Source organism: Virgibacillus kekensis, from assembly GCF_042654125.1.
GTDB classification, from domain to species: domain Bacteria; phylum Bacillota; class Bacilli; order Bacillales; family Amphibacillaceae; genus Lentibacillus; species Lentibacillus kekensis.
In genome coordinates this window covers 148,847-175,686 of sequence record NZ_JBHSFU010000015.1, presented here as the reverse complement: position 1 = coordinate 175,686, position 26,840 = coordinate 148,847, and the positions used below count along the sequence as shown (strand labels likewise).

Below are 26,840 nucleotides of genomic sequence, written 5' to 3'. Positions count from 1 at the left end.
TCCATTTATGTAATTATTTAAGATTGGAGCCGCTTTTTCCGACAACTGCTTTCACTCCTTCCATGGCTTAGTTATTAGACACTATTTTATCATAAAAGACACATCGGTTTTCTGAATATTTATGATAAGCTGGAAGTAGATTCAGGAGGTGTTTTGGTATGAATCGTTGGGAATTATTCAAACTTAAAAACTTCGTAATGTATTGGCTCGGCTATCTGTTCTCTGCCATGGGGGACGCAATTTTTATACTAGTAGTATCATGGTATATCGTTGAAAAAACAAATTCCGGCACCATGATGGGAACATTCCTGTTGTTTGTTGGAGTACCGAGGGTTGTTCTTATGCTGGTGGGCGGTGCGGTTATTGACCGGTTCTCACCACGAATTGTGATGTTTATTTCTGATTTAATTCGCGGTATTGTACTCTTTATATTCGCCTGGCTATCCATAACTGATGGTCTCCAAATTCCTGTTCTGTTTGGACTAGGAAGCATTTTTGGTGTCGTAGATGCTTTTTACTGGCCGTCAGTAACTGCGATTAGACAACGGATTGTAAAAGAACACCATTATACACAGTCGAACAGTGTTCTAACAGGTACATGGCAAATCTCCGCAATCATTGGTCCCCTGCTCGGAGGCACTTTAATTTCGCTGATTGGCTTCGGATGGAGTTATTCTGTAACCGGATTACTTTATTTAATTTCAGCAGTCACATTATTTTTTATCAACCTTCTCCCCCGTCAGGTCTCAGTCGATACCACAGAACCAAGGAAAAATATGTTTTCGGAAATGGTCGCCGGTGCAAAGTTTGTCCGCAACAGCCCTTTGTTGCTGGTAATCGTCGGCACAGCCCTTTTTGGCAATATGGCGATGAGCACGGTAACCGTTGGACTTCCATTTTTAGCAAAAGAATACCAGGTAGGTGCTGAAGGACTCGGTCAAATGTCAGCCAGCCTTGGTCTTGGTGGAATCATAATGTCCATTCTATTGTCAGTTGTAATCATTATCAAGAAGCCCCAGCCGCGTATCATGATGGCTGTTCTTTTCTTACAGGGACTGATTATTTTATTAATTGGCTTCACTCAAAATCACTGGCAAGTCGCTATCCTAATTGGATTAATTGGTGCTTCCGGTGCGGTGCTAGGTATCCTTGAACAGAGCATTTCACAGACTATTATCCCCCAGCATCTGATGGGCAGAGTATACAGCATTATCCTTGTCGTTGCACAAGGAGTCACCCCCCTCGCACAAGCATGCAGCGGCTGGCTGATCGACCGAATTGGTGTACATAAAATTTTTCTGCTTGGCGGGCCAATCGAAGTGATTGCTGCTGGAATAGCATTATTCATACCAGTGGTAATGTACTATGAAAAACAAGCACCAAAAGCAGATCAGAAAGAAAGCTTCCAATAACAGGGTTCAACCCGCCAACCACATAGGTTGCTGGTAATTTTTAAAATAAATATGTAAAAAATACTTTACTTTTGGTGAAGTTTGTTTTACTATAAGTAAAGAATACTTAACATTTGGAGGTTTCACATGGGAAAAGAGACTGGCGAGTTAACGAACCGGATCAGTGTTCTTCGTGCAGAGCATCGTATGACACAAAAAGCCCTGGCTGAGAAAGTCGGTGTCACTAGGCAGACGATTATTTCAATTGAAAAAGGAAAGTACACCCCCTCACTAGTGCTCGGATTCGAAATAGCCGATGCGTTTGGGGTGGAAATCACCGACGTATTTCAATTCACCAAAAATAAGGAGGAAATTTAAATGGATTTATTGATTACAATCACAAATGGTTTAACAGTAGTAGCATTAGTAGCATTTTTAATTTTAATGGGGTTGGTGAAAAAAGAAGGCAGAGATGAACGCTCCCAGTATATGGGGTATAAACTGTTCAGCTTCCTCTTCACATTTCTTTTAGGTGGATTGGCTCTCATTATCTTCGTAACGAGCTGGAAAACGATAGACTATACCCTTCTCCGGATATGCATCACCACACTAATGTCACTTAACCTTTTGGCTGGCCTTGGTTACTGGATTTATATTACAAAAAAGGTTTAATTTCAGATTGACCGGCATCCTACTAGGATGCTGGTCCTTTTTTTGATGTTGATGTTGGCTCATGTAAGGCAGCAATTCACTTGCTACCTACCCTAAAGCTTTTTAAAAATTCACTATTAATCATTCAACTTTTCCATTATAATGAATCACATATTACTTTACGGGAGGAATTTGACAATGCAAAAAATCCTAACATTTTTTTCATATCCGAAAGCAGGGGTGAAAACTGAATAACTGAATTCATATGATCACTCCTGCTTGTTTATCCACCAGATATCAAGTTAATAAGCAGGAGGAAATAAATGAATGAAAAAGAATACATTAGCATCACATAATATCCGGATTTTATTCTGGTGTAATTTATTCGGGAGTGCTGTGTTTCTGCAACCGGTAATTGCGCTATTTTACTTTTCCAGAGGCCTGGATGAAGCAATAATTATTTGGGTTATGCTGTTTTGGAGTGCCGGTGTGCTGATTGGAGAAATTCCAACAGGTATATTCGCGGATCGATATGGGGCAAAAAAGTCCTTCTTTATCGGTGCCCTGCTGAATATTTTCAGCCACGGTATGCTGATTTGGACGTTTGAACCGTGGATGTTTTTTATCAGTAGCATCCTCAGCGGTTTTGCGGTGACTTTTTTCAGTGGAGCGGATGAGCATTAATCTTTGAGTCTCTGAAAGTCTCCGCAGAACAAAATCTGATGGACCGGGCCATGGGTAATATCCAATCAGCCAAGTTCGCAGTAACTGTATTAGTAGTGATTCTCGGCGCCATCATTGCAAAAGATTTGGCTACCGGTCAGTTCAATCTGCTGATTTTGTTGGGAGTAATTTTCCAGTCAGTACAGTTAATCCTAATTCTCTTTGTAAAAAATCCAGAGAATCAGGGAACCTATACTGGAAATCCATTTAATCAGATCAAAGAAGGCCTAGTCGCTATCAAAAGAGCACCACAGGTCCTTTGGATGTTTTTAAATATAACGCTTGTGTTTATTCCGACAGCAGCTATTTTTAATAAATTCAGTGACAAACTTCTCGTCGACGCCGGAATGGAAGTATATCTGCTAGGCTTTGTATTTGCCGGTCTGGCAGTCATCAGCTTCTTTTTTTCAAGGTCAATCGGATGGATGACATCTCGTATACCCAGAATAACGTTTCTCTATATAACCGGCGGTCTAGGTGTGATGTGTCTTTTCATTGTTGCATTTTATCGGGAAACCCTATGGATTTTGATTGGAACGATGGTTCTTCTTCAATTTATCCAGGCAGTACGGTATCCGGTTTATTCACAGCTTGCCAACGATATTATCCCATCCAATGTACGGGCGACTACGATCTCACTGCTCTCGATTATTGATTCTGTTTGTGATTTGATCGTCTTCAGCAGTGTTGCGGGAATCGCTGTGTTTGGATTTCAGGAGCTCTTCCTTGCCTCGGCAGCTATTGCGTTTATCGGGAGCGTACTGCCAATAAAGCCGGTTCCTAAAAAGTGAATATCTAAATAACTAAAAGGCTCGCATATCCCGAGCCTTTTTATTTGCACTATTTAAATAAAGCTTTCATATCATCTGGTACTCTTTTCACATTAACAATTTTGTACTCGTCCTCATCGTCTGCCTTTGGTTTAAACTCTACTAAAAGCATTTCCCCATTTGTAAAGGTGACCAGTTCAAAGTTTTTAAAGTCGGCACCTGCCGTTGAAATTTCCTCGAACTCTTGAAAAGTATCTATTGAGACTGCTGTTTCGGTACCTTCGTAAAACAAAGATTGGAAGGCACTATAATTTTGATTATCTATTTGAAGTTTCATTAGGTGTGAAGCATTAGATGCAGTATCTGGTTTCACCACTTTTTCATTATCGCAGCCTGCCAGTGTAAGTAAGCAAAGTATTCCCCCTATAATAATTTTCTTCATGATTTAATTCCCCCAGTATGTATGTAAAATGGACTGCAATAATTTTTAAAAGAAAAATATGTATGAAGCTAATGTAAATGTAACAGCGAAAGCAACCCAGCTTATGTTTTTCTCTTTTTTAGTTACTCCAGCTCTTTTTTCTAAAAACCTTAAATAACTTAGCACCGACAAAAAGCCAAAAAGCAACAGTCCCTGGCCAAATCGATCATCATAAATTACTAAAAATCGCATCATGCCTAATCCTGTTAGTAAAAATCCTACATTTTCCAATTAATATTGATAAGTGTCTCTTCTGTTTCTCTTCGTCCATTCTCGCTGCCCCCTACAGAAACTCAAATCAAGAACAATATCTTCTAGTAGCTTTTCTTGTTTTTATCGATGGAAGCTTTATATAGGTGAGATTGTATGGCAGGTAAATTTGTAGTAAAAATAACTAACAGAATAACAATACCTATAACATAATATCTCTTCTTCAAACCTCAACCACCTACCATTAAATTTCGATGAAAATGCTCTATTAAAATGGGGATTACTGCAAAAAGGCCCGGGGCTTTACCGAGCCTTTTTCATTAACACTTACAGGTCTACTAGCAAACATTACATATAGGTTAATCTTAAATCACCTGTATGAATTATGAGTTGGATTGAACACGTCCTCCTCTGTATTTCTTACAACCGAAAAGTGTTCAACATTGTAATGCCCATCAAGGGTGTCATTATGGTGCCTTATAATCTGTTCTGCAGTTAAAGTACCCCAGTCAGGTGTAGAGTGTCCATCACCGACTAATGTGACATCGAATCCTTTAATCGTAGCAGTTCTGACGGCACTATCGATGCAATGTTGTGTAGTACATCCCATAATGACCACATGTTCAGTCTCGAGTAAGTGCAAATGCCTTAAAAGTCCTGTCCCATGAAAGGAGTTTGTTGCAGTTTTATCAAAAAAACTCGCATCCGCAGGTACATTGATTTTATCATGAACCTGAAACCCTTTACCTGTTCCTTCAGCAACTTCAAGGTCACGAACAAATATAATTGGGACATCTGATTTAATAGCTTTATCAATAACCAGGTTAATATTACTGATCAGCCGTTCCTTTTGATAAACCTCATGCTCTTCCTGATTCCCATCAATTAATTCCTGTTGTGCATCAATAATTAACAATGTTTGATTCAAATAACTTCCCCTTTCCAAATTAGGGAAACGCTACTTAATTAGACATATTCCCCTTCTTCATACTGAAATATATATTGTTTGTCATGATATCTACCTCCTTATAAAAATTGACTGGAAATTAATGTTTATAATTATTAGACGATTGAATTTTACCATGTTTTTCCTAGAATCCCAACGGAATTTTACACCAACAGCACAAGAACGTGGTATGTCCTTGTGCTTTTCATTACTTACTTTTTAATTGGTATCCAAATTTCACTATAATAATCCTCTTGGTAAGGGTCAGCATCACTTTCATAAACTTCCATTTCCGGCCCATCTGCATGCTCATAGCCGGTTGAGGGAAACCATTCAGAAAATATCCGCTCCCATACTTTTGGTATGGCACCGGGCATTGCGCCATGAACCGGGAAAACCGCCCAGCTTGCTGATGGAATTTGTCTTTCTTCCCAATCAGACGGCAGCTGATCAATATTTTTTTCGGCACCGATCAGATAAGTTAGATTTTCTTGATCTTTATCAAAGTCCATGCAAATACCTACTACCCCCAGAGGCCCGCAATTGTGTTCGAGTTCATTGACAAAGCCATTTTGATTAGACACCTTCCAAAAATCAGCTATATTTCGGTTGTTTTCTCCTCCAATTGTATTGGTACGTATACTTTTCCCCACAACTTTAAATGCCTCTTTCTCCACAATACGGTAATCCATCTCAACATCTCCTTTTAACTGAATTTGAAAGGAGAGTTTGGGATAAGCCTTCAAAGATTGACTTTGTCTCTTAGCTGCCAACGGACTGATACCATGAATCTTCCTAAATGCTTTCGAAAAAGACTCCGGGCTTTCATACCCATATTTTAGGGCAGTGTCTATTACCTTAGCCTCGGAATAAACCAGTTCTTGTGCAGCAACTGTAAGTCGACGATTTCTGATATATTCACTTACCGTATAACCTGTTAGCATACTGAACATCCGCTGGAAGTGGAACTTAGACATACAGGCTGCAGCAGCAATATCATCAATAACTAAGTCACTGCTCAAGTTGCATTCCATATATTCAATGCTGTCCAGCATTCTTTGAAGACCCTCCATTTACCATCTCTCCCTTCCTAAATCCAGTCTACAAACAATATGTAAGGCAATCCTGTTAATCTGTGCTCATCTGGGACAGAAACCATTAAAAATTAAAAAAAGCTCTGATTCAACCGAGCCAGCTTCACTGGTTAAAATCGTAATCACTTATCCTCATGTTTAATTGGACACTTCATCCCATCTCTAAAAAAGAGGGCTTTCTTTATGCCGAAACTTTTCATAACCCCTCCCTGTAGTGATACCGCTGACCCTTCAGGAAGTAAAATGAATGGGCATTTATAACTCTCTATCACCCCTGCCGCATCCTCTTCTTTATAATGACACCAAAGTGAATAGCCTCTAACCATATCTAAACCATGTAGTGTTTGTGAGCAATGACTTTTCGAATCGGTATGAGAAATTTCTTTCCCAAATACTATTGCCCCCGCACTTTGCCCATAAATCACCCCTTCACTCTTAAAATAATCAACTAAGACCTTATCGAAACCTGTTACTTTAAAATCATTCAACAATGAAGTAGTACTTCCCCCGCTAATATAAATCCCTGAAAACTGATTAATTTCTTCTATGTTTCTATTATGTAAGTCAGTCCACATCGTGATTTTATATAAACCCATAGGATTAAAGATACTATGTACATATTCTAAACTTGATTTGTAAGGTCTCGTCCGTTCTCCGCCAGCTATTGGTATGTACAATATAGGCTTACTATTATCAATAGACTTAATAAAATGTTCATTAATTTTATGTGTCGGTTCGCGGTAGTTAAAAAAGTTTCCCCCAGTTTCGTTGACCCCTTAGGCAAACTCCAACCATGTTTCTGTTTAACCAAAAGAACTTTATTATCTTGCACCACTACCATCCCACTTGCTAAATTATGCGTCACGGTGCTACCTCCACTTTTACAATCTCTATCGCAACCTAATGCTCCAGTTTAGCTTTTTTATGAGCAGCCTTTTTTATAGAAAATCAGTGTTGCCTTGTCGTTTAACTTCTTGCTAACTCCTGTTGCGGAATAACCCATTTTTTCATATAGGTAACAATTTCCCTTTTCCTCTATTAATGTAGCTAAATTCCAATCAGTGGCTTGTGGAAATCTTTCTTCTATTAGGGTGATAGACTTTTGAGCAATTCCTTTTCCTTGATAAGAAGGCAGAATAAACATAGGACTTATCCAAAACTGCTGATCTTCCTTCCAAAAAACACAGATAGCACCCGCAAGTATATTGTTAGCTAATATTTTATAAAAACCACCCTTTGGATTATTTATCCTTGTTATTACTCTTTCAATATTCTCATTCGCTGGGTTGGACTCATAATCCTTATATTTTTTCAGCATTGGCATAAAAGCTGTAACTTGAATATCCAAAATAGCTGGTGCATCTTTAACTGTTGCTTTCTTTAACCTAACTTCCATAATATCCTTCTCTCTACCTCAGCTCATAATGTAATTCTGTAAACTGCCCCATTGCTTCATAGCTATCAGTATTCCAGTCTAAGACAATCCTGTTTAGCTGTACTCATCTGAGACAGAAACCGTTTTCTAACTTTCCTGGTTACTACTTTCTCCGTTCCCTTCTCTCTTCTTAACTTCTATGAATATAGTTAAATAGGAAACACCCGACATCCCATTTTTTCCTCCGCTTAAAAAACCTCTTCAAATACTTTTCCATCTGCCTCATTAATAACGTCATTTTCGGAATTTACATCGATGCCTATCTATTTAACTGTTTATCTGTTGGCATGACCGCTGCTGCAATAATATAAATCAGCCAGGTTAACCCACCTGTAAAAAAGCCTGACAGGACAGTAATAATCCTAAGCAAGCTTACGTCAATATTGTACATTTCACTTAAGCCACCTAACACACCTGAGAGTTGTTTTTCCTTAGTGGACCTATATAATTTTCTCATTTTGTCAGCCCCTTCTTTTTACTCAAAATAAGTAAATGGCAAAGTGTCTATGTTTGGACTGGGTTTATCCTATCCAAATCTTAGTCCCTGTTATTAATTCACCGCTTCTATAGTCTTATTAGACTCTTTGTACTCTTTCTTAAGCTGCTCAACAATTTCAGCGATAGACTCCGTTTGCTTCACCGAACCTACTCCATGCCCTGCTGACCAAATATCTTTCCACGCTTTTATCTTCTTTCCGCTTGTTTTTGACCAGTCAAACTCTTGTTTTGTAGGCAAGTGCTTCGGATCGATCCCAACTCTTTCCAAGCTTGGAACCAGATAATTCGCGTTGACCCCGCTGAATACATCGGTATATATTACATCCTCAAGTGATGATTCTATAAGTATCTTTTGATAATCGCTATTAGCTAAGCTCTCCTTAGAAGCAATAAATCTTGTTCCCATATATGCAAAGTCCGCACCCATCACTTTGGCAGCAAGAATATCCCGCCCAGTTGAAATTCCGCCAGCCAGAATGGTAATGCCATTCCAGAATTCTTTTACAGTGTTAAGAAACGCAAACGGATTGTGACTGCCGGCGTGTCCTCCAGCACCGTTACAGACAAGTATCAATCCATCTGTGCCTCCTTCAGCAGCTTTTTTGGCATGCTTCAGATTAATCACATCGGAAAAAACGAGTCCTCCGTAATTATGTACAACATCTGCAACCCGACTGGGATTTCCAAGTGACGTAATAACGACAGGAGGCTGGTATTTTTTAATAAATTCCAGTTCCTCATCATACCGCTTATTGGTACGGTGAACAGCAATATTAACCGCCCATGGACCAATCTTTCCGTCCGAATCTTTTTTTGCTGCCGAGAGACTTTCGGTAATTGCAGTCATCCACTCATCTAAATCCTCAAGCGTTCGGGCATTTGCCAGCGGAAAAGACCCCATAATACCAGCCTTACAGCTTTCAATTACCATCTCTTTACTTGAAACCAGAAACATTGGTGAAGCAATTGCCGGAAGTTCCATCTGTTGAATAAGGCTTTCAGCTAATTTTTTAGTCATAAAAAGTTTCTCCCCTTTTAAATACTAACGGTTCATTTGTCGCTTAATTACTCTAATTTGTCCGCGGTGGTTAATTTCATCTTCCATTACGTGAAACCAGAGATAATAATTATTAAACGGCACACCATTATCCCATTTATTTTCCTCGAACAGCCAGCTGTCTTCTTTTTCCTGCAGCAATGAAAGTGTATCTTCCCTGACAGTTTTCAGTTCATTTAAATAATACTCAATCGACTTGCATTTAATGTTTGTCCGGGCGTTATTTCCCAGTTCAAGCGAATCTGTCCATTTCTGCAATTCACTCTCGGTTGGATCTCGTTTTTCAAGAGAAATGATCTGATGGACGAATTCGATTGAGGCTATATGGGAAAGCAGTCCACCTATGGAGTTTGCCGACTCGTCTGGTAAAAAGTCCAGTTCTTCCTGCCGAAGATGTTCTATCTCACTGATGGTCACAGCTCTTGTATGCTCAAGCATGGAAACAAGTTCACCTATCTTCTCGCTAAAGCCCCTCGTCGGACTAATTCTGTAATCTATCATTTTTCCGTCTCCTATCACATGGTATTTACAGCTTATCAATGATTGGGAAAAATAATAGACTGATATTTTCGTCAATCCAATGTTATAATAAATTTGAGCATAGATGTCAGGATGTTATACGAATATAATACCCGTCAGGATCGATTAACCTGAAATCCTCAAGTCCCCACGGTCTCTCCGCCATTTCTGACTTGATCGGGTAGCCCGTTTCCAGGACTTTCTGATATGTTTGATGCACGTCATCTACGCCTATCACAATTTCAATCCCAAGTCCTTTTTGTTGGTTACGGTCGTTAACTTTGAGAGGATGGTTGTCAGGAAGATTTTCCATTTTTCCAAGTCCAATTTGAACGCTTCCATTTCTGATTGACGTGTATGTATGATTCACCTCACCAAGCACCTCAAAATTCAGTATATCTGAGTAAAACTCGATGGTCCTCTCCATGTTTTCTACAAAAAGTTCCATACGTAGGTTCATTAACAAATCTCCTTTTTAATAAGCGGCTATACCATTTTTCAAAATCATTTCCTGCATATTTTTTCACTACTCTCTTAATTCGCCGTAATTCGTGTAAATCCCTTTATTTTCTCTGCCTTAAACTTCTGAAAAGACTTCCCGGATGAATACATAGTAAAATGGGTAAAACAAAGAACACCTGGCTAAATCACTATTCTTAGAGGAATGAAGACAATGAAACAGTTTTTCAGTGACGTAATTCAATTTAGAGGTACCCATTATGACTTTGGATATTTTCAGGGTGAGCTGCTCAAGGATTCACCAATTCTGCCTAACCGCGAAAAGCAATGGGGGCCGAAGAAAGATCGGCACTTTATAATTGATTCAGAAAAATATAAAGAACTCATAACAAAAATTGTGCCGGGCATTCTGGAAGAAATCAATGGACTTGCTGACGCGCTTCAAATGAATATAGATGACGCTTTCCGTCTGTTTGGCGGTTATTACCTGGAGTTTGTCAGGAGTGGCTGCTCTATATTTACCGACCCCAATTTTATGGTCCGAAATTATGACAGTCATCCAAGAGGCTATGAGGGTCGATATATGCTGTATCAGCCGACTGACCAGGGGTTTTCGGTGATTGGTCCGTCTATGCAAATCACCGGGCGGATTGATGGAATGAACGAGAAGGGTCTTGTGATGGGCTATAATTTCACACACAGCAAAAAATCGGGCGATGGATTTCTGTGCAATATGATTGGCCGCTTAATTTTGGAAACGTGTAAGGATGTGGACGAGGCAATCTCTCTGCTTAAAGAAATTCCACATAGACATTCGTTCAGTTATGTACTACTCGATCCATCGGGAGAATCTTATGTGGTTGAAGCTTCGCCACGACATGTGGCTGCAAGGAAGTCCAACGTATGCACGAACCATTTCCACCTGCTCGATGAAGAAAATCGTTACCGTCAGGAGGAAACACGGCAACGGGAGAAGACTATTCAAACTAAACAGATGCATGCAACGAACCCATATCAAGCTTTCAAAGTTATGAATGACCCTGCCAATGACGTATTCTCAAAAAAATACGATGCCTCAGCAGGCACCATTCATACATCCGTATATTTTCCGAAAGAATTAAAAGCCTGGTTCGTGATTGGTCCTGATCGCAAGCCTGTCATTTTCGATTTCTCTAAGTGGCTGTATGGTCAAAACATTAACGTGAAACGTATCAAAGGTGAATTAAATTATCCTGATCCGTTTGTGAATATGGAGTAGATTATCCAGAAAAAGAAAACTGCACCCAAAATGTTTGATAGCACCATCATTTGGGATGCAGTTCTATAATAGGGATTTAACATAATTATTAATGATTAATCTTCATCAAGCTCGATCAAATAATGGTCTTTGGTAAGAACCTGCCTCCATTGTTGCTATTAAAATTACTTGATGAAGAATTTCAAACCAATAAACACTAGTACGAAAGTTTAGCTTTACTTCGGTATCATGGGCAACTAGTGGATCTTCTGGCTTGACAGCCACCATAAAGGTTTCAGAACTAACTCCCAACAAGGTAACACACTAAATTTACATACTTGCCAGTAACTAAACGTGACATTTTTACATTCCTCTTCAACCATACTATTTTAAATCTATCTTTATCGGTTTCATTTCAGTATTTTTGCTGTTTAGACTCAGTGTTCCAAATGGCACCATTAAAGAATAATTATCTATATCAAAAGTGTCGATATTTTTAACCCTGTAAACTGAGCGGAATAAGCGTTTATCATCCTTTAGACGTTTGACGTCAACGCTTCTGATCTGATGTCCGATGGTGTTATTCATATCCAGCTCACCATTTTCCTTGTAGTGAACATCCTCGGATTTAGTAAGCATGATAAAGTCTGCGAAATTTTGAACGACGTCATTCTTAATGGTGGAATTATTCTCTGTATCAACAACATATTCAAGTATAAATTCATTTCCTTCTTGTTCAATATTACGTATCTCTATATTATAATTAAACCGCTCACTCTCAATAGAAAATGGAACACTTTGAGCCAACGCTGCCACAGTAGGTTTTTCATATTTTTCTAAGATTGGTTTAATTGTTATAAACTCAGTATCGGTGTCGATTTCATTTGGCAGCAGAAGTCGAAGTTCTTTTTTGATAGTCCCTGATTTTTCATCGATACTCAATACATTACCGCTTCCCCTTCCCAACCTGCTTCCAGCACTATCGAAAACATCAATAGAAAGATAATCCTCTTTGCCAATTAACGGTAATTTTGTACTGTAACTAATTAAAGTTGTTGCTTTACCTTTTGAAATGGATTCTACTTCCACAGCATATTCACCTTCTGAAGAAACTTTTGTATCATCAACTTGAATTACTGTCGGTGGAATCTGCTTCACTGGTACATCAAATTGCCATTCTCCATTCACACCTGTTATGGAAGTAAAAGTTAGAGGTAAGGTGAAATCGTTTGGTAAATCAGATAACTGATTATAGAATTCCATTGCGGCTACATACCCATCGGCAGTTTTTCTGAGACCAGTCATAGTTCCCGGCCATTGCTTCTTTTCCTTTCCATCAAACAAATGGAATCTGTATCCAGTTTCAGGGCCCTGATCTCCGATTTCACTAAGCGAAACTTTATCGCCTTCTACTTTAAATGTAATACCTATAACATTGCCATCATAATATGCACTGGTAACAGTGATGTCGACCCCATTACTTGATGCCTTCTGGTTTATTTTCGTTATTAGTTCACTCTTCATTAGTTGGGAGCCAATTTCTAAGCTAAAGTTTGCATATACAGAACCAATGAGTGGGACAGATGCCAGCACATTTGATACTGGGGCGAAGACCAACCCAGATGCTAAGAATAATGACGCTGCAACAGAGGATACCAACCCGAACATTTTAAAACCTGACTTTTTGCTTCGAGTTTTTTCTTTTATGCCTCTATTTATCCCTTTGTCAATTGCATTAAAAACCTCACCTTTCGGGACGTCTATTTCACTGATTTTCCTATCGAAATGCTCTTTTTTCACAGTTTCTCACTCCCTCAATAAGATTTTTCAATTCCATTTTGGCCCTGCGCAAATACGTTTTAACTGTATTCTGGGGCGTACCCATCGTTTCCGCTATCTGATTTATAGGTAAATCGTGATAATAAAATAAGATTATAACAGTTTGGTAATTTTTATTTAGTTTGGTAACGGCATTTAAGAGATCAATTCTTCCTTCGATATCCTGATCATTAACCTCCGATACCTCATGCATAACATTTTCATCAAGAACTATCTTCTTCCGCTTTCGTAAAAAATCATAGGAAGTATGAATAAGAATTCTTGTGAGCCAGGTATTAAAATACTCTGGTTGTTTTAACTGATTCATAGAAATAAATGCCTTATAGATGGATTCCTGTAATATATCAAGTGCATCTTCTTTATTTCTGACATACAGTATTGCTGTCTTATACAGTTTTTCACTCTCATCTTTAACCAATCTTTCAAAAGCTTGCACATCACCATTTATAGATTTTTTAACAAGTTCCGACTTTTCCAACTTCCAACCTCCTTTCACTGATTAGAGCAAGTATAAGTCCATAAAGTTTCAATAAGTTTCAAAACACAAAAGTAAAACAGCCTTGTTAATCAATTAACAAAGCTGTTTTCTGGATTTATGATTTATGTACACTTTCCTAGCTGAATTAACCATTTATAACTTAATGGACCAGCGATCCCCTAAGATCACTTACTCCATGCTCCAAATAGCCCTTCAAACAAGTTAACATATACACCCAACCTTCTTTTTGTCCGAGCATTATAGCAACTATGTTAGGGTCATCCTCATTGAAATCTGATTCTGTCACTTCAACAATGGTGCTTTTATCAGGCTGGGAGTTCAACTCGATAGTTACAGTTGTTTTCTCACCTTTTTCTGGACCCCAGACATAGACAATTTTCTCATTTTGCTGGATCACCAAAATGTCGATGGCGCCTTCCGCATCATACTCATCATATCTCAACGTTACTGTACTTCCCTGATGCCATCTTTCCGAGCTTGATGAGAACCAAAAGTTCCCAATTTTATCAGGGTCCACAAATGCCTCAAACACCTCACCAGCCGGCTTGTTTATTTTCATTTTGCTTGTAATTTTATTATCCATTTGTCATCTCTCCCTCAATTTTCGCAGGTACCGTCGTGATACCTGTTTCTCTCCTGTTTCGGTTTCTGTAATTCTTTTTTCCTGAAAAATAAACCCTCTAGCCTCATAAAAAGGGATACCGTATTGATTATCCTCCTGGACCGATACCCACTGTTCATTCGCCCCCAGTTCAATTTGCTCATCTGTCAGCGCTTCCAGCAGCTGACGGCCGATCCCCTGATACCGGCAGGATTCGTCGACATACAACACAAATACCTCACCTGTTTTAGGACCAGTCATCCCACCGCCAGCAACACCAACAACTTCTAAATTATGCAATGCAACATGCGAGTAGTTTCCTGCTTTTATATCATCCCGAACCCGTTGATGGTTATACCAGAACTCCACATTTTGCTCCTGGTATGCTACGCTTAATTTACCTTCTACTGTTTGCCTCCAGCCAGCTGCACAGACGGACGCAATCCCTTCTGTATGGTGCTCGCTGGGCTTAGCGATCGTTACTTCCATCCCATTTCACCTCGTTGACTCAATAATTTCTTAGCTCTGTCTTTAATCTCCCTTGGCAGTGGCCGTTCTAATGCTTTTTCAAGAAGACTTGGGCAGTTAATCCCATTGATTTTAAAATGATTTTCCAATAGAGCAGCTTTTTCCTGTTTGCCGGGAATCAACCAATAAAGTATGTACCAGTCCTCAAGCGAACTCAATGGGATGTTCACGCCATTGATATTTTCATAGGCAACAATCGAAGACTTCCGAAATGGCAACCTGTATACACCTGCATCATGTTTGACTGCGAAACCACCCATTACATCCACATTAAAGCTTCCAATCTTATACGTTGAAAAAAATCTAGTACGGAAGGGTTCTTTATGTATCGCCTCTTCCGGTTTACCGATTTGCGACAGCGTATCCTTGGCAGAATTTATATGGTCCTCATCAACTAGTATATCAATATCATTAGGGGTATCTACCAAACCATGAAATTTTAAGAGGAGTGAGCCGCCAACCGACCAGGTAATCCTTTTGTTGTTTAATCTTTCGCCTATAAATGATAAGGTTTCCAGCACTAGCAATCTCCTGCCCTGTAAATTATAGTAATGCTTCATTGAGTTTCTTTTCTACTCAGCAAGCCCTAAATCATGAGCTTTCTGATGTGTCATATTGAATTTTTGTCTGAAATAATCTATCAGCTTTTGCTTTCGGTCATCCTCTGTCCATTCTGTATAAATTTTAATCAACTCCTGCAGATTACCATCACAATAATCTTCAACCAGTCGTTTCACGGTTATCGTACTCCGCCAATAGTCGTAAAATGCTGCTGAATAGCTAAAGTTTTCTCCGCCCCGGTAACCGGCTTCCCCGAACTTATCAAGCGTATAGTCACCATACTCAGCTTTGTATCTATCAATCAACTTTTTCTCCACATCCATGATACGCTCGAATTTTTCAGCAGAATAAATCAGTTTACGTGGAATATAAAAACATAACCCTTCCTCAAACCACATATTCTCTTCGTCCCCGTCAAAATCATCATGGAAGAAGTCCGAATGATGCGTCAGCTCATGAGCAGCAATCTCAACTACATCAGCCAGCTCAAGATTATTATAATATTCAACTGCTTCATCCACTCCACCTGCTGAAGCAAGAAAAATTTCTTTCCATGTCTCGACTAGAGGAGTAATATGGATTAAATCCCTTGAAGTATAAGCAGGCAGCGGTATGGTTGAGTAAAGTTTTGTTGCTGACTCCAGATCATGAAAAATAATCCCCCGTGGTGGTTCCTCAATTGATATAATAGCTTTCAGCGAGTCTGCGAAATCATTCAGTTCCGTTAAAAGCGCCAATCCGCTCGCTTCTATTTCATTTACCTTTGATGTATCCTTAACTGAAACTCCGTATTTCATTCATTGCGTCTCCTTAATCTATTTGATTTTCAATTCCATTTTTCTTGCCTGCGTAGTCATCCCCATTGTTTCATAGAATTCTCTCGCTTCTTCATTGAATTCCCAGACACCTAGTTCAAGGCTGTCAGCGTTAATATCTTTCGCTAAATCGTGGGCTTTATTGAACAACATTCTACCTAGCCCTTTGCCTCTGTATTTCTCATCCACTCCGAAGTCCTCAATAAATACGTTCTTTTTGGGTATTAACGTTGCACGTTTGGGTGTTTCCGTTTCTCTCACGAAAGCAAAGGCAATGATTTCCTTCTCCTGCTCCACAATGAAAACACTGCCGTCTTCCCCTTCAATAAGTCCTCTGAAGTAATCTTTATCCAGCGTGTTTTCAACCAGTTTGTACCTGTCAGGTCTGCCGTTAACGTGCAGTTCATGAACCATTTTATGAATTGGTTTAATTCTTTCGTAATCATCCAGCGTTGCCTCTTTAACTTTGAATTTCAATTAGTTGCCTCCCTCCAATCTGCCGAGCAAGTTATATGTTTTTGTATCCCATGCCTCATATGGAACATAGGTCTCTGCCCTCATAGCATCCAGCGTACGTGAATTGAAGTGCGGACGGGTTATATAGTTACCAATGTTTGACTCGGTCAGCCGAACAACTTGGCTTCCTTAATTTCCTCATGCTGGACATTAAGCAATCCACCTATCCATTTTGCCTGAAAAACAACAGATAAAAGATGAATGGATGCATTATAGTACATGCCCGTTATGCCTACCGCCTCCACTACCAATCCGGTCTCTTCCAAAACCTCCCTGCACATTGCTTCGTCCAAGGCCTCGCCCTCTTCAACCTGTCCACCCGGGGATTCCCATGTATCTGAACGATCATGGGTTTTTACCAGCAGTGCCTCACCATCTTCATTCGTTATGTAGCCTGAGACAGCAATGATATGTTTCGGATGTTTTTGTTCCATTTAAAGCCCCCTTTAAAAATACCTTTCGAAAATCCAATCCACAGCCTGCTCAAAATTATTTGCTACCAGTTCAGGATCCACTTCAGCCCATCTGCCGGTATACGTATTGTTTTGAAATTTTTTATATGCTTCCGCTCCAGCCCCGGTTTTCACTAGAATACTGATACAACCTGCTATATCCGCTGCAACCATGTCTGTCCACCGGTCACCAATCACCACACATTTGGCAAGGTCCAATTGGTAGTCTTCTCTAGCCTGCATGAGCATTCCAGTCCCGGGCTTTCGGCAACGGCATCCCTCATCTGGGTGGTGTGGGCAAAGACATACCTCGTCAAAGCCGAATCCCTCAAGTTCCCTTATGAAGTCCTCCCTTGCTGCCTCGCCTTTGGATATCCCGGGCTGATTGGTAAAAGAAAAAAGTTTCACGCCTGCCTGTTTCAATTTCTCTAAACTGGCCTCTACAGAAGGAAATAACGCAAACTCCCCTGGATACTCCACCTTATCGCTCCCACCAATTGTCCCGTCCCTGTCGACAAATACTGCATGTATCACCATTTTCTCTCCGCATATTCGGTGCTTAATAATGAGAAAATCAGTACGTCGTGCGAGCGGTCGTTCTGATAAAGGTATCCGCGTAATAAGCCTTCTTTCTGAAATCCAATTCGCTCCAGCAAGGTTATCGATGCTTTATTTTGCGGAAAGGTAACGGCTCCCATCCGGTAAAGGTTGAGTTCCTCAAATGCATATCGTAACACTGCCTTAACCGCCTCAGTCGTTATTCCCTTTTGCCAGTAGTCTGGATGAAGTTCAAACCCTACCTCAGCTTTTTTGCTCCTTAGATTAAGGTTATTAAGTCCGACTGTCCCAATGAACTCCCCGGTATCTTTCCACACCAGCCCCCAGCGGGCGCCTCTCCTATTTTCAAATGTAACGCGAAAAGATTTAATAAGCCGCTCTGCTTCCTCTATACTTTCCAGGCTGTTCATCCCATAATATCTGGTAACATCGTCATTAGACATGATATCGAAATACCGTTGTGTATGTTCGTCTGTAATTTTAACGAGCCAAAGCCGCTCCGTTTCCATTTCTTTAAATTCCATCAATAGTCCCCCCTAAAAGTTAAATGGTGAACCGTATCCCATTCATCCGTGTCCATAGTACTCAGCAAAATAGATGAAGCCATATTTTTTTACAATAAAATTCCTTAATTCCCCCTGGGTAGCTTCCTCTACGGGGGGATTGGTTAATGTGTATACTTTTGCATTCAACTTCTCGAGCCTTTCCCGGTCAGTCTTGTTATGAGACTCGTATTCCACAATACCGCTGGTCACTGCCGCAACGGGATACCCCATAAATATCACATGGGTACGAATCGCCATCTGAGGTGTTATATGGAGAAGAATAAAAATTGCGATTAGAATTAAAACCAGCCTACGCAGTTTTTTCAACCAAACTCCCCCTTCTTAAAATTCCATCCCAAACCGTTTCACTTCTTCCCTTTTGGTAAAACCGTTGCTGAACTTAGCGATAGTGAAAAGTTTGTAATCCTCTAGTGATTTAATATCCTCTGCTGTCCAGTTTACTTTCCATACGTTGTCTTCTTTCTTGGAAGGAACTAACTTAACTTTTTGGACAGGCTCGCCATCTCTTTGAAGTTCCACAAATATCTCTTCAGGAACCATTTCTTCAAAAACAGGGTTAGGATCGACTATCGCCATAAAATCAAATATCACCCCATTTTCAGAGGTTCCGCTCTTTGCATACTTTACTTCCACCCTTGGAATGCCGTACAAATGGTAAGGTACCGATCTCACTTCAGTTGATTGTGAAGTGGGACCTTTGGCTGTGAGTTTATATTGGTAATTCGATTCAGTAGATAGTTTCATAACAGTTCCATATGTTAGCCCACTCAATTTATCGAGCTTAATCTCTTTCCACTCAGCATCTTCTTTCTTCAGCAATAGATACGGCGTCTGATCCTGCTTAAGCTGTTTAAATGTCCACTGGCCTTCTAGATTTGCGTTATAAAAATCAGAGGACTCCCTGTTAAATTCAAACGACGAGTCTTGGATCCATGCACGCTCTTGTTTTATTTGGTTGATTTGATCATGCAGGAAGTAAATTTCATCCCTTGCCTCGTTCACTTGCTGTTGTGTCGCATAGGTGAATTGCTGCTCCATTACCTCCTGCAATTGACTCCAGGTGACATAATTAAAAATCAGCGACACAGCCAGTAACCCAGCAATTATGTATTCTTTTTTTGCCAACCCGTTCCCTCCTTAACCAGCGTTTTTACCATCGTGAAGTAACTGCTCCCAGGCGGATAATCTTTTATTTCACCCACCACTTCGTAACCATATTTCGTATAAAAATTTCGTGCCTGGAAATCAAATGTCGTGAGCAAGGATTTTTGCGCACCTTTGTCAATGGCAATCTCTTCCGTTTTTTGCAGTAAGGTTTTGCCAAACCCTCTTCCACGGAGCTCCTCATTAAACCAAAAATCGTTTATCTCGAGCCATCCCCAGTAAACATCTGCTGATATACCACCGACCCAATCGCTGTTTTGCGATACAATTATATTAATGTATTGAGTAGATCCTGCCTTCCTTACATTCTTATGGTGGGCCGAGTGAATGTTATTAAATTCTTTTATTCTATTCTTTAAATAACCGGCAAATTCTTCGTTGTTTTCCAGTAATACCTCTACGTTATAGTCCATCTTCGTCTCCCTTGGTATTATATTCAATCAACCAACAATCCTCATATAAGCCCTCATGAAGTTCACGTTTCGGCAATAGTTTTACCTTTTGGAATCCACATTTCTCATAACACCGAAGCGCCCTTGGATTCCTTACCTGCGGATCCATTACGACACGGTACGCATTCTTCTCGACAATTAAATAGCGGACCATCGACTTCACAAGCAACGTTCCTATACCCATATTCCAATACGATGTTTTCCCGATGAACTGATCAATTCCAAAGATATATTCATCCTCGTAGCCGTAAATTTTTCTTTCCTCTTCGTCAAGCGGATAGAATTGGATATATCCGATGTTTGTTCCACCGTAATCAACCATGCAGCGGGTCACACCATCATCCCGATTTAAAAATTTCTCATCTATCTTTTCAGGAGTGAATGGCTGATCCCGTCCTTCGTAAAATTCTAGAACTGCCGGGTCAGAAAGCCATTGTGCCATTATATACCTATCTTTTGCTTTCATCTTACGAACCGCTAATTTTCTGTTCTGAAATAGCATTATATCCACCTTGCCCATTAGAAGGTTCTTTTCAATTGTTTAAGTTGCCCCTACTACCTGGTAAGTTCCTTCGAGAAGTAAAGAACCAGTTCATCGTCGTTTACACAAGGCGCATACTGTTCAAGCTGCTCACCTTTGTACCAGACGCCACTTCCATCCGGGATATATCCACGTTTCACATACATACGTTGAGCAGCTCCATACCCATTATGCAATCCCACGGCCAGTGAAACAATGCTACTTCTTTCTTTTGCCAGCCTCTCCACCGTATCCATTAATCGGTTGCCTATCCCATGTCCCTGGTATTTCATGAGTACATTGAGATCCACAATCTCCGGGTTGTTTTTTCCGGCAAATGGACCTTCTTGAGCTTCAGGCAACAGAGTCACATATCCAGCGACGTTCCCATCAACCTCTGCCACCATTACGCTATGCTGGGTAAAATAATCCTCAAACAACTCTTGTGGCTTGTGCCAGTTCTGCTCGGCAAATGCCTTCACAAAACCGGTTATGTCCTTCTCTTTCATCGGCCGAATAACCAGGTCGCCTTCATCATCATAGTTACGCGGCTGATAATGATTGGCCATAAATTCCTTAATTATCACTCGATGGCTTCCCACTATATTCTCAGGCAGTTCATTCGGATAATAAAATTCAAATCGGATTGACTCCGACTCGTCAACGTTAAGCTCCCCTTCAAAACCTTCTGCGTAATAAGCAATTGTTACAACGTAAAACTCATCATTATTTGCAGCCTTTATGTATTGCTTTGGACCCGAATAAACATTGATCAAATTCAATTTGTTAACCTTCAGTCCAGTCTCTTCGTATATTTCCCGTCTGGCAACATCCTCGGTGGATTCACCAAGTTCCATCAATCCGCCGGTTAACCCCCATACACCATACGGAGATTTCCGCTGTTGCAGGAGAAGTCGACCTCTTTCGTCTACAATCACGGTTACCGAACCAACAAATATCAGTGGATGGTGCCCGACTAGCGCACGTAAATCTTCTATGTATCCCATTGTATTTCCCCTCTAAATTCCTTAAATAGATATTGACGAATAAATTACTAAAGCCAAGAAAAATCCCACTGTCTCAAGATTAAACAGGTATGGGTTACCTTTGAATTTGGAGAGTATCTTAATTTGCTTAACAAGACTTCTATCCAGTAACATTGCAAAAAAATAAACAATTAACAGACTGAATAAGATCATCAGCCATGCCATTATGAAATTGCCGCTTGACCAAAATCCCACCGCCAGAAAAATGGCCCAAATACATTTCAAAATATTAGCCATCAGTTCAAATGGCTCAGACAGCATTGCCATTAAGTGCTCACTTGAAATTCCACTTTTATTTTTCGCTGCAAATATAATATGACCAGTTTGTAGGGTCATCGTGACCACCATCATAATCAGATATGCCAATCCGAAAATCATACCGACCTGCGCTATCTCTCTTTCTATCATGGAATTCATCGCCAGAGGCAGCGGCAGCCACATCGTATACATCAATGCCATTAAAATATGTATAAAACCAAATTGATTTTGTTTTGCCAGCTTAGGAAAAGTTAAGGCAATCAGCATCATGATACCAATTCCTATCCAGCCTAAAATTGCAGCTGATATTAACATGAATCAGTCCCCTTCCCGCTCCCTGAATTAGTTTATTATAGACCTTTCAGTACGAAAAGCTCTCACCTGGCCGCACTGACTTCTTTGTTTTACCGTCAAACCTATATGCAGAAGACTTCCCAATCACCTTAACAAATGCATCGCTCACAAAAACTCCCGTTGCTTCCGGGAGGGCAATTATAGGTTGCCGGTATTCTTTTATAAAAGAATCTATTAATCTATCATTCTCCTCTTCATAGTGACACCAGATAGAATAAGGCCCTACACGACCCAATCCTTGCGTATCCACCAGGCCAGGCTCGTTTGGGTCCATGTGGGCACACGTCATAATGTCAGTACCTAATATTATCGCCCCTGCGCTTCCACCGTAGACCGCCCCACCTTTTGTAATAAAATTCATTAACAGCTTGTCAAAGTTCGTTTTTCTTAGATCATGCAGCAGGTTAAAGGTATTTCCTCCACCAATATAGATGGCCAAAAACTGCTGAAGATCATCCTGAGACCTGCCGTTCAAACCTGTCCACATGGTGATATCTGAAATCCCAAGGGGTTCGAATACGCTGGTTGCCCATTTATAGCAGTCTTCATATGGAATTCCCCCCTTCATCGCAATCGGAATATAAAGCATTGGTTTCTCAATATCCAAGCGGTTTACAAATTCTTTATCAATAGTTTCAGATTCTTCTTTATTACCGCCGCCTGATAAAAATAAATTCACGCATATCACCACTTTACCGTTATTGGTCACAATCAATATTCGACACTTTATTAATAAAACCCTTTATTCTCATGTGAGAGAACAAAGGGAGGCATAGGATTGAGTCATTGTTTTATTTTTGCCAGCCCTAAGGCAAAGTGGTTCCATAAAATCTCTTCCACACGTTTACTGTCCTCTTCCTTACATTCGACAATTAGAATTACTTCGGAACTTTTCTCTTTCAACTTTCTCCGATTCTTATTTTTGAATTTAAGGATAATCAGGTCGATCGTTACGCCCAGGATAAAGCCGGACACGGCACCAATGAGTCCCCAGTAAATCGGGCCCCACTCCAGTACAAAACCGCGGCTTGCGGCAACTACAGAGAAGATAACTGCCAGAAACATTCCTTTATTTATTAGGGACAATCCATCTGCTTGATGTATTGTGTCAAAAAGCTTAGGCTGTTCTCCCCGCTTATCCAAGGGAACTGCAAACAGGTCCTGAACCCCTTCCTCTTCAAGCCTGCTTATCACAAGTTCCAGATAAGAAGAGTGGTCAAACGTAGCGAAGATCTGCATTTTATTACACCTTAATACCTTTCTTTATGGTAAAAGATCCTGGTTGATAGTGCTTTTTCAAAAAATTCTTTTGTTCGGATTCATACAATTTATTATTTTCCACTACGTTCATATACGTATCATAAATGCTGAAAAAATAAAAAGAAGGTATATAAAACAGCCACTGCGGGTTCAGTACCTCTGTTGATTTTTGGATATCCCCAAGAAAAAGGTATTGAATCCCTTCCAATATATATGAAAAATGGACAAACAAGACCGTGGTTACAAGCGTGAACAGTGCATTAAATAACCGATGGATATACAGATGACCCATGCTGGGAATCAACGCCGCCCAGAAGACCGCCATTCTAGGATCTCTCTTGTCAAGGTAATTAATCTCAATCGGATTGATAGTCAGAGGGGTAACCGGCTCGGCATCTTTTTCACTCAGGTAATAAATCTTGTTCATATCAACTGTGGTACGATAACTGTCCCAAATTGCAAACAAATAAACCGGAATGTACAACATAAGATACCTGGTATCAAGTACTTCTTTTGCCGCATCGATTTCTCCTATAAACGAATAAAACATAGCCGTATTAAGATTTGTCATCTGATTGATGAACAGTTCCCAGATTACCAGTAAAAACCCTCGCAAATATTTGGACAGCAGTAAGTGGCCGTATCCGGGAAAAGCAACTGACCAGCACATAATAATATACGGGTTCTTTGGGTGTATTTGTGTTGTACCAAAAATACTGAGCGTTGCTAGTTTCCGTCGTTTTTTAGCCTGTTCAACAATCATAAGACACCTCTGCAGACAAACATCAATAATTCTAGTTTTTGCAGAATGTCTTGTTTCATTCACGATGATGGCATAGGAAATTCCGGTTCTTCCTACAGTCCAAGCTCTTCTTTAATCCGTAGCGCCACTTCTTCTGCCGTAAGTTTCGTGTTATTAATCCGCATGTAATTCTTTTCCTCAATTTCTCCCTTGTGTGAATTAAGGCGCATTGTGTCCATCGAACTCAATAGTTCACGCTCCGAATATTCAACGTTACGCTTAGTCGGTTTATTTTCCAGTCTGTTTGCGGACTTATTCCGTTTCACCCGCTCGTTTACATCGGCTTCCAGCTCTACGAAAAAAATGTCAGCTCCCTGGTCCCTGAAAACCCCAGTCATCTTATCGACAGCTTCCCAGTCCTCCGTATGATTAAAAGCCCAGACATATGTAAAGATCATTCCATCCTGATCACTTGCAGCGAATGTCTTGAATATTTCACGGCGAAATAGGGATGACAGTCTCCACATTTCCGGAGTGAAGCCAAAGAAAGGTTCGACCAGATCAATCGTCATATGGTTATGTAGCAGCTTTAAGCCTGTTATCTTTGCGAGCTCCTGTCCAACGGTCATTTTACCGACCGCCTGTGGGCCGAAAATAAGTACAAATTTCATAGTGCCTTCCTCCTGAATATAAATATTCCTACCATAATAGCAGAATATCAGCAGTCTGACTAATCAAATTTCGAAAAATTATAAAGAATAGTATACCTTTTTAAAAAAGGGAATGGTAAAATTAGGAGCGGTGTACAGAAAGCAATTGTTGTATACTTCGATATAGAATGCAGGAGAGTTCAATATGCCAGATAACAATGAACCAACTAAGTATGAGTATTTATCAGAAAACCCGAACGTAAAAGTCATGCCAATTATGCTTTCACTCATAATTGGTGCGTTTTTTGCGATTTTAAATGAAACGTTATTAAATATTGCGCTTTCGACATTAATGGAAGAGTTCAGTATTTCTGTTACTACTGTTCAATGGATGGCGACAGGCTTTATGCTGGTAATGGGAATCGTAATTCCGGTTTCTGCCCTGTTGCTGCAGTGGTTTACAACACGACAGTTGTTTTTGGGGACGATGACGGTTTTTACCGTGGGTACAATTATTTGTTCAATTGCTCCAACTTTCTCTGTTCTGCTTGTTGGCCGGTTAATACAGGCTGTAGGGACGGGGCTGTTGATTCCGATTATTTTTAACGTATTCTTATTAATCTTTCCGCCGCACAGACGGGGAAAAGTAATGGGGATTGTTGGACTGGTTATTATGTTTGCCCCAGCAATCGGTCCTACTCTTTCAGGAATTATCGTCCAGCATCTTGGCTGGCGTTATCTATTTATCACCGTAATTCCATTCGCTGTTTTTTCAATTGCGTTTGCGTATAAATACCTAATAAACGTATCCGAAGTGACAAAACCGAAAATAGATGTCTTATCTATTATATTTTCCACCATTGGCTTTGGAAGCATTGTATATGGGTTTAGTTCTGCGGGACAAACGGAGGCTGGATTTCTTAATCCAAACGCATATGTCCCAATTATAATCGGCTTTACTGGAATCGTGTTTTTTTCAATAAGACAGTTAAAACTTGAAGAACCTGTAATGGATTTGCGAGTCTTTAGATTCCCGATGTATACCCATGCAGTAATTATGTTCATAATCATTATCATGGCGATGTTTGCGTCGGAAATTATTTTACCGATGTATATGCAAGGACCTTTAGCATTAACAGCTGCGACTGCCGGGTTGGTCCTGTTGCCGGGGAGTATTTTAAATGGCCTAATGTCGCCGGTAATGGGGGGATTGTTCGACAAATTCGGTCCAAAGGTAATGATGATACCTGCCACCTTCGTGTTAAGTGTAACCATGTTTATGATGAGCAGACTGGATATGACATCACCACTATGGATGGTGATTCTTGGGTATATCCTATTAATGTTATCTGTATCAGCAATCATGATGCCCGCTGAAACGAATGGTTTGAATCAGTTGCCAAAACACCTATATCCACACGGTACCGCGGTAATTACGACTTTGCAGCCAGTCGCGGGAGCTATCGGCGTTTCGGTATTCATTAGTATCATGAGCGCTAAACAGAAAAGCTTTTTAAAAGATGCGACCACCCCAAATGATCCGGCAACCATCAGTGAAGCACTGGTGGCAGGAGTTGAGCTGGTGTACTTCATTGCGTTTGGTGTATCTATATTTGCATTTATAATGTCACTGTTTGTATATAGAGCAGTGGCACCGGATACAAATAGCGCTATGCAAGAAGAGGAGTAACGTTTTCAGGATAACGAAACAGGTGGATTAGTTTCCACCTGTTTTGTTTATTGTGAAATTGATATCAAGAACGTTTTTGTTTCTTTCTTGAAGAATCAGCTTTTGTTCTTCCAGTCTCTCTATTGGTAGTTCCTTGCCCTTCCGTTTCTGATGACCCCATACTACTCTTTGACGGATTAACTTTTCGTTTTGTCACATTCTTCACCTCCGCTATTAGTGTACCTTAAAATAATTCAGGTATGCTTTTCGAATAAAACCATTCGTTAAATAGCATTGTGAGAAGAGTTCAAACCAACCA

General features: G+C 40.1%; 36 protein-coding genes and 2 pseudogenes. 7 read left to right on the top strand and 31 right to left on the bottom strand.

Annotated features, from left to right (window positions below):
- The first annotated feature begins 158 nt into the window (after positions 1-158).
- From ACFO3D_RS18650 to ACFO3D_RS18630, 5 genes are all read left to right on the top strand, one after another.
- Positions 159-1,412, top strand: coding sequence for an MFS transporter (locus ACFO3D_RS18650; RefSeq protein ID WP_390299814.1), 1,254 nt, complete (start codon positions 159-161; stop codon positions 1,410-1,412).
- A 126-nt stretch (positions 1,413-1,538) separates the two neighbouring features.
- The gene (locus ACFO3D_RS18645; RefSeq protein WP_390299811.1) at positions 1,539-1,769 is read left to right on the top strand and encodes a helix-turn-helix transcriptional regulator; all 231 of its coding nucleotides are present in this window, start codon (positions 1,539-1,541) and stop codon (positions 1,767-1,769) included.
- Entirely contained in the window at positions 1,770-2,063 is a 294-nt protein-coding gene (locus tag ACFO3D_RS18640; RefSeq protein ID WP_390299808.1) for a hypothetical protein, read from the top strand.
- A 306-nt stretch (positions 2,064-2,369) separates the two neighbouring features.
- Complete coding sequence (locus ACFO3D_RS18635) at positions 2,370-2,726, top strand: MFS transporter (protein WP_390299805.1); 357 nt, start codon at positions 2,370-2,372, stop codon at positions 2,724-2,726.
- Between the two features lie 50 nt (positions 2,727-2,776).
- On the top strand, positions 2,777-3,556 hold the full coding sequence (locus ACFO3D_RS18630) for an MFS transporter (protein WP_390299802.1): 780 nt from the start codon (positions 2,777-2,779) through the stop codon (positions 3,554-3,556).
- A gap of 49 nt (positions 3,557-3,605) precedes the next feature.
- Here ACFO3D_RS18630 and ACFO3D_RS18625 read toward each other — a convergent pair whose 3' ends face one another.
- The 10 genes and pseudogenes from ACFO3D_RS18625 to ACFO3D_RS18580 form a co-directional block, all read right to left on the bottom strand.
- Positions 3,606-3,977: a hypothetical protein gene (locus ACFO3D_RS18625; protein ID WP_390299799.1), complete on the bottom strand. Its 372-nt coding sequence runs from the start codon at positions 3,975-3,977 to the stop codon at positions 3,606-3,608.
- Between the two features lie 619 nt (positions 3,978-4,596).
- Entirely contained in the window at positions 4,597-5,154 is a 558-nt protein-coding gene (locus tag ACFO3D_RS18620; RefSeq protein ID WP_390299796.1) for a cysteine hydrolase family protein, read from the bottom strand.
- 230 nt (positions 5,155-5,384) lie between these two features.
- Positions 5,385-6,245, bottom strand: coding sequence for an AraC family transcriptional regulator (locus ACFO3D_RS18615; RefSeq protein WP_390299793.1), 861 nt, complete (start codon positions 6,243-6,245; stop codon positions 5,385-5,387).
- Positions 6,246-6,388: 143 nt separating this feature from the next.
- Positions 6,389-6,994, bottom strand: a pseudogene (locus tag ACFO3D_RS18610) (Type 1 glutamine amidotransferase-like domain-containing protein); the annotation flags it as partial.
- Complete coding sequence (locus tag ACFO3D_RS18605; protein ID WP_390299790.1) at positions 6,928-7,131, bottom strand: NUDIX domain-containing protein; 204 nt, start codon at positions 7,129-7,131, stop codon at positions 6,928-6,930. The pseudogene ACFO3D_RS18610 and the gene ACFO3D_RS18605, both read right to left, overlap by 67 nt.
- 57 nt (positions 7,132-7,188) lie before the next feature.
- Positions 7,189-7,662, bottom strand: coding sequence for a GNAT family N-acetyltransferase (locus ACFO3D_RS18600; protein WP_390299787.1), 474 nt, complete (start codon positions 7,660-7,662; stop codon positions 7,189-7,191).
- 298 nt (positions 7,663-7,960) lie between these two features.
- Positions 7,961-8,158, bottom strand: coding sequence for a PspC domain-containing protein (locus tag ACFO3D_RS18595; RefSeq protein ID WP_390299784.1), 198 nt, complete (start codon positions 8,156-8,158; stop codon positions 7,961-7,963).
- A 93-nt stretch (positions 8,159-8,251) separates the two neighbouring features.
- Positions 8,252-9,217 carry an NAD(P)H-dependent flavin oxidoreductase gene (locus ACFO3D_RS18590; RefSeq protein ID WP_390299781.1) on the bottom strand — a complete coding sequence of 322 codons (966 nt, stop codon included), beginning with the start codon at positions 9,215-9,217 and terminating at the stop codon, positions 8,252-8,254.
- A 24-nt stretch (positions 9,218-9,241) separates the two neighbouring features.
- Positions 9,242-9,757 (bottom strand): DinB family protein, encoded by a 516-nt coding sequence (locus ACFO3D_RS18585; RefSeq protein WP_390299778.1) that lies wholly within the window; start codon positions 9,755-9,757, stop codon positions 9,242-9,244.
- Between the two features lie 106 nt (positions 9,758-9,863).
- A complete protein-coding gene (locus tag ACFO3D_RS18580; RefSeq protein ID WP_390299776.1) occupies positions 9,864-10,235 on the bottom strand; it encodes a VOC family protein in 372 nt (123 codons plus the stop codon).
- A gap of 213 nt (positions 10,236-10,448) precedes the next feature.
- Here ACFO3D_RS18580 and ACFO3D_RS18575 point away from each other — a divergent pair, with 213 nt between their 5' ends.
- A complete protein-coding gene (locus ACFO3D_RS18575; RefSeq protein ID WP_390299773.1) occupies positions 10,449-11,492 on the top strand; it encodes a C45 family autoproteolytic acyltransferase/hydolase in 1,044 nt (347 codons plus the stop codon).
- A 363-nt stretch (positions 11,493-11,855) separates the two neighbouring features.
- On the opposite strand, the gene ACFO3D_RS18570 is transcribed toward ACFO3D_RS18575, so the two are convergent.
- The 20 genes and pseudogenes from ACFO3D_RS18570 to ACFO3D_RS18475 all read right to left on the bottom strand — a co-directional run bounded on the left by ACFO3D_RS18570 (position 11,856) and on the right by ACFO3D_RS18475 (position 24,873).
- A complete protein-coding gene (locus ACFO3D_RS18570; RefSeq protein ID WP_390299770.1) occupies positions 11,856-13,271 on the bottom strand; it encodes a DUF4179 domain-containing protein in 1,416 nt (471 codons plus the stop codon).
- Entirely contained in the window at positions 13,249-13,788 is a 540-nt protein-coding gene (locus ACFO3D_RS18565) for a sigma-70 family RNA polymerase sigma factor (RefSeq protein ID WP_390299767.1), read from the bottom strand. The genes ACFO3D_RS18570 and ACFO3D_RS18565 overlap by 23 nt, the downstream gene beginning before the upstream one ends.
- A 160-nt stretch (positions 13,789-13,948) precedes the next feature.
- A complete protein-coding gene (locus tag ACFO3D_RS18560; RefSeq protein WP_390299764.1) occupies positions 13,949-14,392 on the bottom strand; it encodes an SRPBCC family protein in 444 nt (147 codons plus the stop codon).
- Positions 14,393-14,395: 3 nt separating this feature from the next.
- Positions 14,396-14,899, bottom strand: a complete 504-nt coding sequence (locus tag ACFO3D_RS18555; RefSeq protein ID WP_390299761.1) for a GNAT family N-acetyltransferase — start codon at positions 14,897-14,899, stop codon at positions 14,396-14,398.
- On the bottom strand, positions 14,890-15,459 hold the full coding sequence (locus tag ACFO3D_RS18550; RefSeq protein ID WP_390299758.1) for a nucleotidyltransferase family protein: 570 nt from the start codon (positions 15,457-15,459) through the stop codon (positions 14,890-14,892). Before ACFO3D_RS18550 ends, ACFO3D_RS18555 begins: the two co-directional genes overlap by 10 nt.
- Before the next feature lie 51 nt (positions 15,460-15,510).
- A complete protein-coding gene (locus tag ACFO3D_RS18545; protein ID WP_390299755.1) occupies positions 15,511-16,296 on the bottom strand; it encodes a hypothetical protein in 786 nt (261 codons plus the stop codon).
- Positions 16,297-16,314: 18 nt separating this feature from the next.
- Positions 16,315-16,791, bottom strand: a complete 477-nt coding sequence (locus tag ACFO3D_RS18540) for a GNAT family N-acetyltransferase (protein WP_390299752.1) — start codon at positions 16,789-16,791, stop codon at positions 16,315-16,317.
- Positions 16,792-17,264, bottom strand: a pseudogene (locus tag ACFO3D_RS18535) (NUDIX hydrolase).
- 12 nt (positions 17,265-17,276) lie between these two features.
- Positions 17,277-17,819, bottom strand: a complete 543-nt coding sequence (locus tag ACFO3D_RS18530; RefSeq protein WP_390299750.1) for an HAD-IIIA family hydrolase — start codon at positions 17,817-17,819, stop codon at positions 17,277-17,279.
- Positions 17,813-18,364, bottom strand: coding sequence for a GNAT family N-acetyltransferase (locus ACFO3D_RS18525; protein WP_390299747.1), 552 nt, complete (start codon positions 18,362-18,364; stop codon positions 17,813-17,815). Before ACFO3D_RS18525 ends, ACFO3D_RS18530 begins: the two co-directional genes overlap by 7 nt.
- 42 nt (positions 18,365-18,406) lie before the next feature.
- Positions 18,407-18,712 (bottom strand): hypothetical protein, encoded by a 306-nt coding sequence (locus ACFO3D_RS18520; protein WP_390299745.1) that lies wholly within the window; start codon positions 18,710-18,712, stop codon positions 18,407-18,409.
- A gap of 15 nt (positions 18,713-18,727) precedes the next feature.
- Positions 18,728-19,531, bottom strand: coding sequence for a hypothetical protein (locus ACFO3D_RS18515; RefSeq protein ID WP_390299742.1), 804 nt, complete (start codon positions 19,529-19,531; stop codon positions 18,728-18,730).
- Complete coding sequence (locus ACFO3D_RS18510) at positions 19,510-19,983, bottom strand: GNAT family N-acetyltransferase (RefSeq protein WP_390299739.1); 474 nt, start codon at positions 19,981-19,983, stop codon at positions 19,510-19,512. Before ACFO3D_RS18510 ends, ACFO3D_RS18515 begins: the two co-directional genes overlap by 22 nt.
- Positions 19,973-20,524, bottom strand: a complete 552-nt coding sequence (locus ACFO3D_RS18505; protein ID WP_390299736.1) for a GNAT family N-acetyltransferase — start codon at positions 20,522-20,524, stop codon at positions 19,973-19,975. The genes ACFO3D_RS18510 and ACFO3D_RS18505 overlap by 11 nt, the downstream gene beginning before the upstream one ends.
- Before the next feature lie 53 nt (positions 20,525-20,577).
- Positions 20,578-21,549, bottom strand: a complete 972-nt coding sequence (locus ACFO3D_RS18500; protein ID WP_390299733.1) for a GNAT family N-acetyltransferase — start codon at positions 21,547-21,549, stop codon at positions 20,578-20,580.
- A gap of 21 nt (positions 21,550-21,570) precedes the next feature.
- Positions 21,571-22,161, bottom strand: a complete 591-nt coding sequence (locus ACFO3D_RS18495) for a hypothetical protein (RefSeq protein WP_390299730.1) — start codon at positions 22,159-22,161, stop codon at positions 21,571-21,573.
- Between the two features lie 46 nt (positions 22,162-22,207).
- On the bottom strand, positions 22,208-22,879 hold the full coding sequence (locus ACFO3D_RS18490) for a Type 1 glutamine amidotransferase-like domain-containing protein (protein WP_390299727.1): 672 nt from the start codon (positions 22,877-22,879) through the stop codon (positions 22,208-22,210).
- A 104-nt stretch (positions 22,880-22,983) separates the two neighbouring features.
- A complete protein-coding gene (locus ACFO3D_RS18485) occupies positions 22,984-23,439 on the bottom strand; it encodes a hypothetical protein (protein WP_390299724.1) in 456 nt (151 codons plus the stop codon).
- Positions 23,440-23,443: 4 nt separating this feature from the next.
- Positions 23,444-24,223, bottom strand: a complete 780-nt coding sequence (locus tag ACFO3D_RS18480; protein ID WP_390299720.1) for a hypothetical protein — start codon at positions 24,221-24,223, stop codon at positions 23,444-23,446.
- A 92-nt stretch (positions 24,224-24,315) separates the two neighbouring features.
- Positions 24,316-24,873, bottom strand: coding sequence for an AAA family ATPase (locus tag ACFO3D_RS18475; RefSeq protein ID WP_390299717.1), 558 nt, complete (start codon positions 24,871-24,873; stop codon positions 24,316-24,318).
- Positions 24,874-25,057: 184 nt separating this feature from the next.
- Between ACFO3D_RS18475 and ACFO3D_RS18470 the strand changes: the two genes are divergently transcribed.
- Positions 25,058-26,542: an MDR family MFS transporter gene (locus ACFO3D_RS18470; protein ID WP_390299714.1), complete on the top strand. Its 1,485-nt coding sequence runs from the start codon at positions 25,058-25,060 to the stop codon at positions 26,540-26,542.
- Between the two features lie 64 nt (positions 26,543-26,606).
- On the opposite strand, the gene ACFO3D_RS18465 is transcribed toward ACFO3D_RS18470, so the two are convergent.
- The gene (locus tag ACFO3D_RS18465) at positions 26,607-26,738 is read right to left on the bottom strand and encodes a YuzL family protein (RefSeq protein WP_390299711.1); all 132 of its coding nucleotides are present in this window, start codon (positions 26,736-26,738) and stop codon (positions 26,607-26,609) included.
- Positions 26,739-26,840 lie beyond the last annotated feature (102 nt).

Coding starts and splice junctions, on each gene's coding strand:
- ACFO3D_RS18650 (WP_390299814.1), top strand. CDS start 159: ATGAATCGTTGGGAATTATTCAAACTTAAAAACTTCGTAATGTATTGG.
- ACFO3D_RS18645 (WP_390299811.1), top strand. CDS start 1,539: ATGGGAAAAGAGACTGGCGAGTTAACGAACCGGATCAGTGTTCTTCGT.
- ACFO3D_RS18640 (WP_390299808.1), top strand. CDS start 1,770: ATGGATTTATTGATTACAATCACAAATGGTTTAACAGTAGTAGCATTA.
- ACFO3D_RS18635 (WP_390299805.1), top strand. CDS start 2,370: ATGAAAAAGAATACATTAGCATCACATAATATCCGGATTTTATTCTGG.
- ACFO3D_RS18630 (WP_390299802.1), top strand. CDS start 2,777: ATGGGTAATATCCAATCAGCCAAGTTCGCAGTAACTGTATTAGTAGTG.
- ACFO3D_RS18625 (WP_390299799.1), bottom strand. CDS start 3,977: ATGAAGAAAATTATTATAGGGGGAATACTTTGCTTACTTACACTGGCA.
- ACFO3D_RS18615 (WP_390299793.1), bottom strand. CDS start 6,245: ATGGAGGGTCTTCAAAGAATGCTGGACAGCATTGAATATATGGAATGC.
- ACFO3D_RS18600 (WP_390299787.1), bottom strand. CDS start 7,662: ATGGAAGTTAGGTTAAAGAAAGCAACAGTTAAAGATGCACCAGCTATT.
- ACFO3D_RS18595 (WP_390299784.1), bottom strand. CDS start 8,158: ATGAGAAAATTATATAGGTCCACTAAGGAAAAACAACTCTCAGGTGTG.
- ACFO3D_RS18590 (WP_390299781.1), bottom strand. CDS start 9,217: ATGACTAAAAAATTAGCTGAAAGCCTTATTCAACAGATGGAACTTCCG.
- ACFO3D_RS18585 (WP_390299778.1), bottom strand. CDS start 9,757: ATGATAGATTACAGAATTAGTCCGACGAGGGGCTTTAGCGAGAAGATA.
- ACFO3D_RS18580 (WP_390299776.1), bottom strand. CDS start 10,235: ATGAACCTACGTATGGAACTTTTTGTAGAAAACATGGAGAGGACCATC.
- ACFO3D_RS18575 (WP_390299773.1), top strand. CDS start 10,449: ATGAAACAGTTTTTCAGTGACGTAATTCAATTTAGAGGTACCCATTAT.
- ACFO3D_RS18560 (WP_390299764.1), bottom strand. CDS start 14,392: ATGGATAATAAAATTACAAGCAAAATGAAAATAAACAAGCCGGCTGGT.
- ACFO3D_RS18555 (WP_390299761.1), bottom strand. CDS start 14,899: ATGGAAGTAACGATCGCTAAGCCCAGCGAGCACCATACAGAAGGGATT.
- ACFO3D_RS18545 (WP_390299755.1), bottom strand. CDS start 16,296: ATGAAATACGGAGTTTCAGTTAAGGATACATCAAAGGTAAATGAAATA.
- ACFO3D_RS18530 (WP_390299750.1), bottom strand. CDS start 17,819: ATGGTGATACATGCAGTATTTGTCGACAGGGACGGGACAATTGGTGGG.
- ACFO3D_RS18525 (WP_390299747.1), bottom strand. CDS start 18,364: ATGGAATTTAAAGAAATGGAAACGGAGCGGCTTTGGCTCGTTAAAATT.
- ACFO3D_RS18510 (WP_390299739.1), bottom strand. CDS start 19,983: ATGGACTATAACGTAGAGGTATTACTGGAAAACAACGAAGAATTTGCC.
- ACFO3D_RS18505 (WP_390299736.1), bottom strand. CDS start 20,524: ATGCTATTTCAGAACAGAAAATTAGCGGTTCGTAAGATGAAAGCAAAA.
- ACFO3D_RS18500 (WP_390299733.1), bottom strand. CDS start 21,549: ATGGGATACATAGAAGATTTACGTGCGCTAGTCGGGCACCATCCACTG.
- ACFO3D_RS18495 (WP_390299730.1), bottom strand. CDS start 22,161: ATGTTAATATCAGCTGCAATTTTAGGCTGGATAGGAATTGGTATCATG.
- ACFO3D_RS18485 (WP_390299724.1), bottom strand. CDS start 23,439: ATGCAGATCTTCGCTACGTTTGACCACTCTTCTTATCTGGAACTTGTG.
- ACFO3D_RS18480 (WP_390299720.1), bottom strand. CDS start 24,223: ATGATTGTTGAACAGGCTAAAAAACGACGGAAACTAGCAACGCTCAGT.
- ACFO3D_RS18475 (WP_390299717.1), bottom strand. CDS start 24,873: ATGAAATTTGTACTTATTTTCGGCCCACAGGCGGTCGGTAAAATGACC.
- ACFO3D_RS18470 (WP_390299714.1), top strand. CDS start 25,058: ATGCCAGATAACAATGAACCAACTAAGTATGAGTATTTATCAGAAAAC.